This window comes from Microbacterium excoecariae (genome assembly GCF_011326725.1).
GTDB lineage: Bacteria > Actinomycetota > Actinomycetes > Actinomycetales > Microbacteriaceae > Microbacterium > Microbacterium excoecariae.
Genome location: NZ_JAANCO010000001.1, coordinates 2113984 through 2127161, shown reverse-complemented (window position 1 = coordinate 2127161; position 13178 = coordinate 2113984). Strand labels below are relative to the sequence as shown.

Genomic DNA, 13178 nt, shown 5'->3' with positions numbered 1-13178 from the left:
GGTCGGCCTACGCCCCGCGCGCGCGGCGGGCGAGGCGCTTGAGGGTGCGCAGCGTGCGCTCCGGCAGCGAATACCGCTCGACCTCGCGGATGATCCGCTCCTCGGACTCCCGGATCCGGTCGTCGATCATCTTCGACAGGAACAGGACGAGGCCGTCGCCGTTGTCGCGGACGTAGGCGCGCAGCGCCTCGTCGCGGATGCGGGCGTCGTGCAGGCGGTGGTCACGGCCGGCCGCGATGACGCTGTTGCCGTGGGCGCCGCCCTGGCCGGGGCGCTGGTGCCAGTAGGCGTAGGGCGTGGTGTCGTCGAGGTACTCCAGCGGCGCCTCGCGCAGCAGCTTGAGGTAGAAGTCCCAGTCCCCGATCACGGGCAGGGCCTCGTCGTACAGGCCGTGGCGCTCGTGCGCGGACCGGCGGTAGACGAATCCGATCGGCACGAACCGGTTGTAGAGGAGTTCGTCGGCGAGCGTCGGCATCGGCAGCTGCGCCTCCCACAGCTCGCGCTCGAGGACGCGGAAGTCGTCGCCGTCGGGCTCCTCGCGCACGAGCTCGATGCGGGAGACGACGCCCGCCCGATCGGCGTTCTCCGGCGCGTCGAGATAGGCGACCGCGCGCTCGAGGAACTCGGGGTGCCACGTGTCGTCGTCGTCGTGCAAGACAAGAAGATCGGCCGTGCTCGCGAGCACGCCCGCGTTCGCGCTCACCCAGCGGCCGTGGGAGCGCTGTCGGTGCAGCACCCGGACGCGGTCGCGGAAGCGCTCGGGCACGCGCGCGATCGCCTCGTCGACGGGCGCGGTGGCGCCGCCGTCGTTGACGATGACGCACTCCCAGTCCTCGAGGGTCTGGGCCGTGATGCTCGACAGCGCCCGCGCGAGAAATCGCGGCCGGTCCTTCGTGCGAACGACGACGGCGACGCGCGGCTCGGTCGTCACCGGCCCATTCCCGTGTAGGTCCACCCCGCCTGGCGCCAGGCGGCCGGGTCCAGCACGTTTCGGCCGTCGAACACGACCGGTCGCGCGACGAGCTCGGCGGTCGCGGCGGGGTCGAGCTCCTTGAACTGCTTCCACTCCGTGACGACCGCGACGGCCTCGGCGTCGGTGAGCGCCTCCTCGAGGCTGTCCGCGTAGGTCAGCTGCGGGTGCGCGCGGCGCGCGGTCTCCATGGCCTGCGGGTCGTAGGAGACGACCTCGGCGCCGAGGCCCTTCAGCCGCACGGCCACGTCGAGGGCGGGAGAGTCGCGAATGTCGTCGCTGTCGGGCTTGAACGCGAGGCCGAGCACGGCCACGCGGCGGCCGAACACCGGTCCGTCGAAGGAGTCCACGACCAGGTCGACGAGGCGCTGGCGGCGGCGCAGGTTGATTTCGTCGACCTGCTTGAGGAAGGCGACCGACTCGCCGCGACCGAGCTCCTCGGCGCGCGCGGTGAAGGCGCGGATGTCCTTCGGGAGGCAGCCGCCGCCGAAACCGACGCCGGCGTTGAGGAACTTGCGGCCGATGCGCACGTCGTGGCCGATGGCGTCGGCGAGCTGCGTGACGTCGGCCCCCGTGACCTCGGCGATCTCCGCCATCGCGTTGATGAAGCTGATCTTCGTCGCGAGGAACGAGTTGGCGGCGACCTTGACCAGCTCGGCCGTCGCGTAGTCCGTGACGAGGCGCGGGGTGTCGCGCTCGAGGATGGACGCGTACACGGCGTCGAGCGTGGCGACGTCGTCGTCGGCCGCGTCCCCGCCCACGCCGTAGACAAGCCGGTCGGGGGCGACGGTGTCCTGGACCGCGAAGCCCTCGCGGAGGAACTCCGGGTTCCACGCGAGGCGCAGCCCGGCGGGGCGGACGACGCCGGCGAGGCGCTCGGCCGTGCCGACGGGCACGGTCGACTTGCCGACGACGAGGGAGCCCGCCGTCGCGTGGGGGAGGAGGTCGCCGATAGCCGCGTCGACGTACGTGAGGTCGGCGCCCGCGCCGTCCTTGCGCTGCGGCGTCCCGACGCCGATGAAGTGGACCTCGGCGGAGGCGGCGTCGGCGTAGTCGGTCGAGAAGGAGAGGTTGCCGGAGTCGAGGCCCGCCTGCAGGATCTCGTTGAGCCCCGGCTCGTAGATCGGCGCCTTGCCCGACGAGAGCGTGGCGACCTTCGCGGCGTCCACGTCGATGCCGACGACCGTGTGGCCGAGTGAGGCCATCGCTGCCGCATGCACCGCGCCGAGGTAGCCGCATCCGATCACGCTCAACTGCATGGAATCTCTCCTTCATGGGGATCGTCGTCGCGCGCCGACGGCGCGCCCCTCACATCCTGCCACGGCGCGGGGGCGCGAACCCTCTGCGCGCCGCGAGGTGAGGGATCCCTCATCCGGGCCTCAGCGGGGCCGCCTATCCTGGATCCGCTATGCGCGAATCTTTCGGCGCCCCCGGCGCACCGCTTGTCTCCGTCGTCGTCCCGACCCACGACGTCGCGCCCTGGGTGCGCCAGAGCCTCGAGAGCATCCTCTCCCAGCGCGTCGACATGGAGGTCCTCGTCGTCGACGACCGGTCGACCGACGAGACGGTGGACATCGCGCGAGCCTTCGCCGCGCGCGACGAGCGGGTGACGGTGCACGCCGCCGAGACGCCGGGCGGCGGATCCGCGCGCAACGCCGGCGCCCGGCTCGCCCGGGGGCGCTACCTTATCTTCGCCGACGGGGACGACCTCATCCCGGACGGGGCCTACGCGGCCCTCGTCGCGAGCCTCGAGCGCACCGGGTCCGACATGGCGGTCGGCGACTACATCAAGTTCCGCGCCGTCGACACCTGGCGCCCGACCGCGGCCATGCCCGCCTTCTCGCACCACCGGTCGGGGATCACGCTCGCCGACGAGCCGACGCTCCTCTACAGCCGTCCCTGCTGGAACAAGGCCTACCGGCGGGAGTTCTGGGAGGCTTCCGGGATCGTCTTCCCCGACGTGCCGCGCTCGAACGACATCGTGCCGATGGTCTCCGCGCTCGTCGGGTCGGCATCGATCGACATCATTCCGGACGTCCTCTACGTGTATCGGGAGCGGCCGGGTGCAGGGTCGATGACCGCGCGCGCGGGGGCGTCCGCGTCGCTCGTGAGCTACCTCACGCAGGAGACCGCGTGCGCCGAGCTCGTGCGCGCCGAGCGCAGCGCGGAACTCGATCGCGTGTACGCGAACCTCGTGTGGGACCGCGATGGCTTCCAGGCCGTCGCGAAGTTCCTCGCCGCGTGGGAGCCGGGGGACGGCGACGGCGCGGTCGCGGGCCAGCTCGCGCGCCTGCTCGCCGCGACCGGCCGGCCGGGCGGCAACGTGCACCCGCTTCGGCGGCTTGCGCTCGAGCTCGCCGCGTCCGGGCGCCTCGCCGCGGCCGCGGTGGCCGCCTCGGCGGCCGAGGGATCCCCGGCGCCTGCGTCGGCGGTCGCCGGATTCATCGATCTCGCCTCGGACGACCCCACGGCAGGGCTGCCAGAGCCCGAGCGGAGCGTGATCGCCGAGCGGTTCGCGCGCCAGTTCGCCACGCGGGCGGCCGATCCCGCGTGGCGGGAGGCGGCGGCGGTCGCGCGGGAGGCGTGGGGCCCGCGCGCGACGCTCTTCTCGCCGGATCCGCGGGGCGAGCAGGCCGCGCGCGAGGCGGGGCGCCTCACGCGCGTGGCCGGGGGCCCGCTGCTCGTCGTCGAGGGTCGGGGTCACGAGCCGGGCGGTGCGCCCGCCCTGTTCGACGGCGAGGCGTCGATCGCCGAGGGCGCGGCGCGGGTGATCGATCCCGTCAGCGTCACGTGGACGGGGGACGACGCGTGGTCGGCCGTGTATCCGGTCGCCGCGCTCCCGCTCCACCGTCCCCTGACGCCGGTCCTGCGCGCGCCGGGCGGGGAGTGCGTCCCCGTGCCCGGCGAGCCGCCGATCCCGCCGTACGCGCCCCGCGACGCGTTCCTGTACGACGTGCAGGACGGGATCCTTGTCGTCCGCCGGCGCCGCCACTGGATTTTGCGGGCGGCCCGGCGCGCGGCGATCCTCGCGCGCGCCCGCCTCAGGCGCTGAGCGCGCGCGAGGACTCGGCGGTCAGCTCGGCGAGGAGCGCGGCGTAGCGGCGCGAGGTCTCCCACGGCGAGATCGGGCCGAGGAACGCGTCGAAGGACTCCGCCGTGACGCCCGCGAACAGCGCGGGGTCGGCCAGCAGGTCCGCGAGGGACTCGGCGGGGCGGGCCGGGTCGAAGAACGCGACCCACGGCTCGCCGGCGAACTGGCGCTCGAGGTGCGGATCCGCGGGCAGGACGACGGGAACACGGAAGGTCGCCGCGAGGTGCACGCTGCCGGAGTTGAGGATCGCGCGGTAGGGGAACACGGCGACGTCGGCCGCGGCGAACCAGCGCGCGATGTCGCCGTCCGGGACGAAGTCGAGGTGCGTGGCCGCGGCAAGGCCCGGCGGAATCGTCGCGGCAAAATCCTCGCGGGACATTTCCTTGACCGCGCCCGCGACGAGGAGCCGCACGTCGCGGTCGTCGCGGCGCGCCGCGGCCGCGGCCGCCGCGCCGACGAGCGCGTCGACGCCCTTGTAGGGGCGGATCTGCCCGAGGAACAGCACGGCCAGGTCGCGCGGGGCGAGGGAGAACGACGCTCGCGCGGCGTCCTGGCCGAGCCCCGTGTCGTACACGCCCTCGTAGCTGGGGTGGGGGAGGATCCGAACCTTCTCCGGGTCCAGCCGCACGATGTCCGCGAGGGCGGCGGGGGTGTGCGGGGCCATGATGTGGATGAGGTCGGCGTGGGACGCCACCTCGCCCATCAGCTCGATCTCAAGCTCCCGGAAGGTGAGCTCGTGCGGCAGGCGGTTGTGCACCGTCCACAGCAGGCGGACCCCGCGCTCCCGCATGCGCTCCAAGAGGCGGCGCACGGCGCGGAGCCGGCGCTCCGCGGCGGCCCGCGTCTGGGCCTGCTGCAGGATCGGCGTCGTCCAGTGCAGGTGCACGACATCGCCGCGGTTCAGCGTGCGCGCCGCACGCATGAGGTCGTCGTACGTGTTCGCGCCCTCGATGCGGTACCCCGCCGCCGTCCCCGCGAGCTGCAGGAGGTTGAGAAACGGATTGTCTCGATACGCGGGAAACACGAGCACGCGGGGACCGGAACGCATGGATCGATCGTAGGCCGCGCGGCTGGGTGGACGGACACTGGGGGATCCGGTGTACTTCTGTCACACTGGTGCCTATGCGTCGCATCCGTCACCACTATGATTCCGCCGTGCGCGGGCGCGCCTTGTTGGCAACGGCGGTCATCGCCGTGCTGTGCGGGGCCCTGCTGCCGACGACGGCGAGCGCGGTGACGTCCACGCCGTCTCCCACGCCGACCCCCGTCGAGACAGCGGCCCCCGAGGAGACGGCGGCGCCCGCGGAGCCGGAGACGACCCCCTCGGCCGATCCCACGGCGACGCCCTCCGCGCCGGCCGAGGAGGACGCGGCGCCCGCCGAGGACGTCGCACCCGACGAGGCGCCGAGCGAGGACGCGACGGCCGAGGAGGACGACGCCGCGCGGCTCGCGACCGAGGACGCCGGCGATCAGGCGATCCCGACCCCCGAAAACGGCGACTACATCGGCTCGAACACGGTCGACGAGGTCGACCCGGGCGGGTACCTCGCGGCGATGGGCGACGAGTTCCAGACGACGTCGCTCGTGGGCTTCGACGCGGGCGACATCATCGACAACGCGACGATGTACACGTCGGGAACCATGTCGGCGTCGCAGATCCAGACGTTCTTCAACGGCAAGGTCCGCTCGTGCCAGGCGGGGTACACGTGCCTCAAGGACTTCTCGATGCGCACCACATCGAAAGAGCCGAACAGCTACTGCACGTCTCGATACGCGGGCTCGTCGCGCGACACCGCCGCGCAGATCATCTCGAAGGTCGCGAAGGCCTGCAACGTCAGCGAGAAGGTCCTCATCGTCATGCTCCAGAAGGAGCAGGGCCTCATCACCCACGTCTGGCCGAGCGACTTCCGATTCGACATTGCCATGGGCTACGCCTGCCCCGACACGGGGCCCGGAAACAGCGCGAACTGCGACGCGACCTATTTTGGGTTCCAGAACCAGATGTACATGGCGGCGTACCAGCTGCAGCGGTACACGAAGGACTCCTACTTCAGCTGGTACCCCGTGGGCCGCTCGTCGCAGGTGCTGTGGCACCCGAACTCGAGCTGCGGATCCGCAGCCGTCACGATCAAGAACGACGCGACCGCGGCGCTGTACTACTACACGCCGTATCAGCCGAACCGCGCGGCGCTGAACGCGGGCTACGGCGTCGGCGACAGCTGCTCGTCGTACGGCAACCGCAACTTCTACAACTACTACACGGACTGGTTCGGCCCGACGCACGGCGGCGGCCTGCCCTTCGTCGTCGACGGGGCGATCGCCTCGAAGTGGCGCGCGCTCGGCGGGCAGGATGGCGCGTTCGGATTGCCGACCGGATCCGAGGTGTGCGGTCTCGTGGACGGCGGGTGCTACCAGCGATTCGAGGGCGGCGCGATCTACACGTCGGCCGTGGGCGGCACGCGCGCGGTGCTCAACTCCATGCTCGCGGCCTGGTCCCGCGCCGGCAAGGAGCAGGGGGAGATGGGATACCCGCTCTCGGACCGTTCCTGCGGGCTCTCGGGAGATGGCTGCTACCAGCGCTTCGAGTCCGGGGCGGTCTACTGGTCCTCGGGCAACGGCGCGCACGCCGTGACGAGCCGGATCCTCGCGGGCTGGTCCGCCGTGAACAAGGAAAACGGCGCGCTGCTGTACCCGACGACCGACATGGTCTGTGGCCTCGCGGACGACGGGTGCTACCAGGCGTTCCAGCGCGGTGCGGTGTTCTGGTCCGACGCGACGGGCGCCGCGGCGATTACGAACCGGATGACCCCCGCGTGGCGCGAGGTCGGCAAGGAGTCGGGAGACCTCGGCTACCCGACGTCGCGCATGATGTGCGGCCTCGTCGATGGCGGCTGCTACCAGCTCTTCCAGGGGGGCGCGACGTTCTGGAGCTCCGCGACGGGCGCCCACGCGATCACCGACGCGATGATGCCGACGTGGCGCGTGAACGGCAAGGAAACGGGCAAGCTCGGCTACCCCACGGAAAGCACGAGGTGCGCTCTGGCGGACGACGGCTGCGCGCAGCAGTTCGCGGGCGGCCAGATCTACTGGTCGGAGGCCACGGGGTCGAAGCCCGTGTGGGGATCGATGATGCTCCGCTACGACGAGCTGGGCAACGAGGAGAGCTGGCTGGGGTACCCGCGGACGCGCGAGCGATGCGAATACGCCGACGGCGGGTGCCGACAGTTCTTCGAGAACGGCTGGATTCACTGGACGCCCGGGAAGGGCACGAGGGTCGGCACGTGATCCGCACGGGCCCGATCGGCATGAGCGGTCGCCGCGGTGACCTGGGCTGAGATCGTCCCCGCCGTCGCCGCGGCTCTGGTGCTCTTGACCGGGCCGGGGCTGATCGCCACGGCGCCGCTCCGCCTCGGAGCGATCGCCCGCGTCGCCCTCTCCGGGCTCGTGTCGGTGGTCTGCCTGGGCGCGGGAGCGGCGCTCGGTGGCGTCGCCGGATGGGCGTGGCACCCGTGGCAGGCGCTGGTGATCGCCCTGCCGCTCGCGGCGCTCGCGGTCGTCGCCCGCCGTGTCGTGCCCCGCGGAACGCTGTCGGCCACGCGCGCCCGGCCCGGGGTGCTCGCGGGGGCGTGGATCGGCGGCGCCGTCGTGATCTGCCTGGTCGCGCTGTCGGGGGTTGCGTCTCCCGAGCGGATCTCGCAGACGTACGACAACGTCTTCCACCTCTCGGCGGTGAGCGCCATTCTCGACGGGTTCTCGGGGTCGCCGCTCACGCTGCGTTCCCTGATCGAGACGGGCGGGACGGGGCTGGCGTATTACCCCTCGGGGTGGCACCTGATCGTCGCGGGCACCGCTCAGCTCTCGGGGGCGTCCGTGCCCGCGGCGTTCCATGCCGCGTGGATCGCCGTCGCGATCGGCGCGTGGATGCCCGGCGCGGCGTGGCTCACGCAGGTTGTCGTCCCGGCCGCGGCGCGCGGCGTCGCGGTCCCCGCCGCGCTCGCGCTCTCCAGCGCGTTCGGCGCGTTTCCGTATGCGCTCCTGTCGTGGGGCACCATCTACCCCACCTACCTCGCGCACGCACTGTTGCCCGCCGCCGTGGCGATCATGGTCGCGGCGATCCGCCTGGGCGGCACGGCGCGGGCGCCGCGGGCCGGTGTCGTCGTCGCGGCACTCGCGAGCGCGGCGCTCGTCGCCGTCCTCGCGCTCGGCATCTCTCACCCCCGCGTGATCCCGACCTGGGTCGTCATCGGGGCGCCTTTCGTGGTGGCCCAGGTCGCGCGCGCCGCGCGCCGCGCCTGGCGCGCGGGCGGGCGCCTACGCGCCGTGGCCGTCCGGGCGCTCGTGGGGACGGGGGTCGCGACCGTCGCCGCGCTGGGCGCCGCGTTCGCCTACGCGGTCGTCGGTCTGGGGTTGTTCGACGAGCCGATCTCGGATCGGCTGAGCGGCCCCCAGGCGGCCGCCGTGCAGGGGGTGGGCGACGGGGTGTTGCAGGTCATCCTGCAGGCGCCGATGACGGGTGACGGCGCGGCCGTGGCCGCCCCCAGCCTCCTCCTCGCGGCGCTCGTCGCAGCCGGGGCGGTCGCGGCCTGGCGCGCGCGGCGGGCCTGGCTCGTGGTCGCGTTCGTGCTTGTCGCTGCGCTGTTCGTGCTCGCGGCGGGGTCTGACGGGGTGATCGCCAAGCTCGCCACCGGCGTCTGGTACAAGGATCGATTCCGACTGGCGGCGGCGATACCCGCCGTGGCGGTTCCCCTGGCCGCGTGGGGCGCGCTGGTGTGGGGGCGGATTGCGGCGCGCGCGCTCGGGCGCCGCGGCGAGGTGCGCCCGGTCGCGGCGGTGGCCGTCGCGGTTGCGGCCATGACCACCGTCGTCTCGGCCGTCGTCCTCGCCCAGACGGGATCCTCGGCCGCGATCGCGCGGGTGTTCTGGCAACCGGATGAGCGGGCCGACGCAGCGGTCATCTCGCGGGCGCAGGAGGACTTCTTCGCTACCGAGGTCCGCGCGAATGTGCCGGCGGATCAGCGGGTCCTCGGGGATCCGTGGGACGGATCCGCGCTCACGGGGCTCTACGCGGATCGCGAGCCCGTCTTCCCGCACGTCAACGGGCAGTGGGACGCCGACCGCCTCGCGCTCGCCTGGCACCTGGAGGAGATCGGGGACAACCCCGACGTGTGCCGTGCGCTCGACGCGCTGCGCGTGCGGTACGTGCTCTACGACCCGCACGAGTTCGGCGGGGGAGACCCGTCGGGCAATCACTTCCCGGGGCCGCACCGGGCCGTCGAGGCGGGGCTGTTCGAGCGCGTGGCCACGGACGGGGTCACCGAGCTGTATCGCATCGATCAGTGCGGCGACCTTCCGGCGGGTTGATCTCTCGCGCACGTGATCCGTTCGTGACATTCGGATGGGCCTGTCGGGTTTCCCGCGGCGTCGATGGAAGAATGAACGCATGGACACGGATCTTCTTGTCGTCGGCTCCGGCTTTTTCGGACTGACCATCGCCGAGCGGGCCGCGAACGCGGGCCGCAAGGTCACCGTCATCGACCGCCGCTCCCACATCGGCGGCAACGCCTACAGCGAGGCCGAGCCCGAGACGGGGATCGAGGTGCACCGCTACGGCGCGCACCTGTTCCACACCTCGAACGAGACCGTGTGGGAGTACGTCAACCGCTTCACGTCGTTCACGAACTACGTGCACCGCGTCTACACGAACCACTCGGGCGTCGTCTACCCGATGCCCGTCAACCTGGGAACGATCAACCAGTTCTTCCAGGCCGCGTACTCGCCGGATGAGGCCCGCGCGCTCGTGAAGGAGCAGGCGGGCGAGTTCGACGCCGCTACCGCGCAGAACTTCGAGGAGAAGGGCATTGCCCTCGTCGGCCGCCCGCTGTTCGAGGCGTTCTTCCGCGACTACACGGCGAAGCAGTGGCAGACGGATCCGAAGAAGCTGTCGGGCGACATCGTCAGCCGCCTGCCCGTCCGGTACACGTACGACAACCGGTACTTCAACGACACGCACGAGGGCCTCCCGACCGACGGCTACACGGCGTGGCTCGAGCGGATGGCCGACCACCCGAACATCACGGTGCGCCTCGACACCGACTTCTTCGACGCCTCGCAGCCGTTCCACAAGCAGGCCGTCGTGGGTCAGCTGCCCGTCGTATACACCGGCCCCGTCGACCGGTACTTCGACTTCGCGGAGGGCGCCCTCAGCTGGCGCACGCTGGACTTCGAGGAGGAGGTCCTGAACGTCGGCGACTTCCAGGGCACCCCCGTCATGAACTACCCGGACGCCGACATCCCCTTCACGCGGATCCACGAGTTCAAGCACTTCCACCCGGAGCGCGCCGAGAGCTACCCGACCGACAAGACGGTCATCATGCGCGAGTTCTCGCGCTTCGCGGAGCGCGACGACGAGCCGTACTACCCGGTCAACACGGCCGACGACCGCTCGGGCCTGCTGGCCTATCGCGACCTCGCCAAGGGCGAGCGGGACGTGCACTTCGGCGGCCGACTCGGCACGTACCAGTACCTCGACATGCACATGGCGATCGGCTCGGCGCTGTCGATGTGGAACAACAAGCTCGCGACGGGGCAGGGCGCATGACCTTCTGGCGCAAGTGGCGGCGTGCCGAGCCGGAGGCCGCTCCCGCGGAGCCGCAGGCCGCGGCGCCGCAGACCACGCTCGTCCCGGAGATCGTCCTCCTGTCGGCCCCGCGCAGCGGCACGAATTTCTTCTGCGAGTGCCTCGTCGACCTGCCCGAGATTATGGGCCTGTACGAGATCTTCAACCGGGGCGGCGTGTACGGCGCCGACCGCGGCAATCAGCTCGCGATCCTGTCCGAGGTGAGCGGCGTCGAGGCCTCGGCCGCCTCGGATCCGGAGCTCGTCGCGCTGTTCCGCGAGCACCCGCTCGAGGCACTCCGGGCGCTGCGCGAGACCGCCGAGCGCGTGGGGCAGAGCGTCGTGTCGTACAAGATCTTCCCGAACCAGCTTTCCGACGAGGCGCTCGAGCGGATCCTCGCGGACGACCACCGCATCCCGCTGATCCTCGTCCGCAGCCGTCTGGACGTGTTCGTCTCGTACGAGAAGGCGCGTCAAAGCAAGACGTGGAAGAACGCCGACACGAGTGCGATGCGTCCCACGATCGATGTCGACGAGTTCGTCGAGTGGGCGCGGGGCAACGACGCGTGGTTCACCTCGCTCGCCGACACGCTCGACCGCCTCGGGCGGCCGTATCGCATGCTGTCCTACGCGGAGGACGTCGACGTCCCCAAGCCGCAGCTCATCGCCGATCTGCACGCGACGCTCGTCGAAGACGGCGTGGCCGTGTCCCTCCCGGCCAAGAGCCCCGGCGTGCGCTTCCAGCGACAGGATGTCGTCGCCGAGCCGTTCGCCAAGGTCGCGGGTGGCGAAGAGCTGCGGGCCGAGCTCGTGGCGCGCGGCCTGCTGGACTACGCGCTCGGCGAGCCGCTCTCGGGCCGCGGGGGCCGGCACGGGCTCGTGGCGGCCACGGGGGGAGACACCGCGTCGTGACCGCGCCCGCCGTCGGGTCGCCGGGCACGCCGCGGCGCTATCTGCACTCGCTGTGGCTCCTGTCGGCGCGCGACCTCCGCGTGAGGTACTCGACGAGCTGGCTCGGGTACCTGTGGAGCGTCCTGGATCCGCTCGTCATGAGCGGGATCTACTGGTTCGTCTTCACGGTGGTGTTCCACCGTTCGGTGGGGGCCGAGCCCTACATCGTGTTCCTCATCGCGGCGCTTCTGCCGTGGGTGTGGTTCAACGCGTGCGTGAGCGATTTCACGCGGGCGTTCAACAAGGACGCGAAGCTCGTGCGTTCGACCGCGATCCCCCGGACGATCTGGATCGGGCGGATCGTGCTGTCCAAGGGGATCGAGTTCGTGCTCTCGCTCCCCGTCCTCGCGCTGTTCGCGGTCGTCGCGAGCGGAACGCAGTTCGGGTGGGGGATTCTCTGGTTCCCCGTGGCGGTCCTCGTGCAGACCATCCTGCTCGTGGGGCTGGGCTTGATCATCGCGCCGCTCTGCGTCCTGTTCACCGACCTCGAGCGCACGACCCGGTTGATCCTCCGCGCGCTGTTCTATGCCACACCGATCATCTACGGCGTGCATGACCTGCCGGGGATCGCGCGCGATCTGGGGATCCTCAACCCGCTGGCCGGGATCCTCACGATGTATCGCGCCGCGTTCTTCCCCGAGCAGTGGGACAGCCTCGCGGTCGGCATCAGCGTCGTCGTCAGCGTCGCGACGCTCGGCATCGGCCTCGCCGTGTTCCGCCGCCTCGAGCGGCCGCTGCTGAAGGAGCTGTGATGGTCGCGACACCGGAGGAGCGCGCGATCTCGGTCGACGGGCTGGGCGTGCGATTTCGCCGCAACAGGCGCGGCCGGCGCTCGATCAAGGCGATGTTCGCCGACGCGTCCCGGCGCGCGCCCGCCGGGGAGTTCTGGGCGCTGCGCGACGTGACCTTCTCGGTGCGGCGGGGCGAATCCATCGGCGTGGTCGGGCGCAACGGCCAGGGCAAGTCGACCCTCCTCAAGCTCGTGGCGGGCGTGCTCCTGCCCGACGAGGGATCCGTGACGGTGTCGGCGGGGGTGGCACCGCTGATCGAGATCACGGGCGGCTTCGTCGGGGACCTGACGGTGCGCGAGAACGTCCGCCTCACCGCCGGCCTGCACGGCATGAGCGCGCGCGAGGTGAGCGCGAGGTACGACTCGATCATCGATTTCGCGGAGCTTGCCGACTTCCAGGAGACCCCGTACAAGCACCTCTCGAACGGGATGAAGGTGCGCCTCGCGTTCGCCGTCGTCTCGCAGCTCGACGAGCCGATCCTGCTCGTCGACGAGGTGCTCGCGGTCGGCGACAAGGCCTTCCGAGACAAGTGTTACCGCCGCATCGACGAGATGCTCTCGGAGGGGCGCACGCTCTTCTTCGTCAGCCATCGGGAGGCGGATCTCGCGCGGTTCTGCGAGCGCGGGCTGTACATCCGCGATCACCGCCTCGCGCTCGATGCCCCCATCGCCGACGTGCTCGCGGCATACCGGGCCGACACGGAGGGCAGCTAGGTCGTCCCCCTATGCGCGGGCGCGGTTCCGTGCCCGCGGTGAGGTTC

The 13178-nt window shown here is 71.6% G+C and carries 10 protein-coding genes; 7 read left to right on the top strand and 3 right to left on the bottom strand.

What is annotated here, in order from left to right:
* Positions 1-7: 7 nt before the first annotated feature.
* Together G8E01_RS09820 and G8E01_RS09815 are read right to left on the bottom strand one after the other, a co-directional pair.
* Positions 8-931: a glycosyltransferase gene (locus G8E01_RS09820; protein ID WP_166319142.1), complete on the bottom strand. Its 924-nt coding sequence runs from the start codon at positions 929-931 to the stop codon at positions 8-10.
* Positions 928-2229 carry a UDP-glucose dehydrogenase family protein gene (locus G8E01_RS09815; protein WP_166319139.1) on the bottom strand — a complete coding sequence of 434 codons (1302 nt, stop codon included), beginning with the start codon at positions 2227-2229 and terminating at the stop codon, positions 928-930. The genes G8E01_RS09820 and G8E01_RS09815 overlap by 4 nt, the downstream gene beginning before the upstream one ends.
* A gap of 149 nt (positions 2230-2378) precedes the next feature.
* Here G8E01_RS09815 and G8E01_RS09810 point away from each other — a divergent pair, with 149 nt between their 5' ends.
* Positions 2379-4022 carry a glycosyltransferase family 2 protein gene (locus G8E01_RS09810; RefSeq protein WP_166319136.1) on the top strand — a complete coding sequence of 548 codons (1644 nt, stop codon included), beginning with the start codon at positions 2379-2381 and terminating at the stop codon, positions 4020-4022.
* On the opposite strand, the gene G8E01_RS09805 is transcribed toward G8E01_RS09810, so the two are convergent.
* Positions 4012-5109 (bottom strand): glycosyltransferase, encoded by a 1098-nt coding sequence (locus G8E01_RS09805; RefSeq protein WP_166319133.1) that lies wholly within the window; start codon positions 5107-5109, stop codon positions 4012-4014. The two genes, G8E01_RS09810 and G8E01_RS09805, sit on opposite strands and share 11 nt — an antisense overlap.
* Before the next feature lie 107 nt (positions 5110-5216).
* Between G8E01_RS09805 and G8E01_RS13060 the strand changes: the two genes are divergently transcribed.
* The 6 genes from G8E01_RS13060 to G8E01_RS09775 are packed head-to-tail and all read left to right on the top strand — an operon-like array spanning position 5217 to position 13131.
* Entirely contained in the window at positions 5217-7346 is a 2130-nt protein-coding gene (locus tag G8E01_RS13060; RefSeq protein WP_166319130.1) for a hypothetical protein, read from the top strand.
* A gap of 36 nt (positions 7347-7382) precedes the next feature.
* Positions 7383-9422: a DUF6541 family protein gene (locus G8E01_RS09795; RefSeq protein WP_166319127.1), complete on the top strand. Its 2040-nt coding sequence runs from the start codon at positions 7383-7385 to the stop codon at positions 9420-9422.
* 34 nt (positions 9423-9456) lie between these two features.
* Positions 9457-10659, top strand: a complete 1203-nt coding sequence (gene glf, locus G8E01_RS09790) for a UDP-galactopyranose mutase (protein ID WP_338100790.1) — start codon at positions 9457-9459, stop codon at positions 10657-10659.
* Positions 10656-11588: a hypothetical protein gene (locus tag G8E01_RS09785; protein ID WP_166319121.1), complete on the top strand. Its 933-nt coding sequence runs from the start codon at positions 10656-10658 to the stop codon at positions 11586-11588. Before glf ends, G8E01_RS09785 begins: the two co-directional genes overlap by 4 nt.
* Positions 11585-12379, top strand: coding sequence for an ABC transporter permease (locus G8E01_RS09780; RefSeq protein ID WP_166319118.1), 795 nt, complete (start codon positions 11585-11587; stop codon positions 12377-12379). Before G8E01_RS09785 ends, G8E01_RS09780 begins: the two co-directional genes overlap by 4 nt.
* A complete protein-coding gene (locus tag G8E01_RS09775; protein WP_166319115.1) occupies positions 12379-13131 on the top strand; it encodes an ABC transporter ATP-binding protein in 753 nt (250 codons plus the stop codon). The genes G8E01_RS09780 and G8E01_RS09775 overlap by 1 nt, the downstream gene beginning before the upstream one ends.
* Positions 13132-13178: the final 47 nt, after the last annotated feature.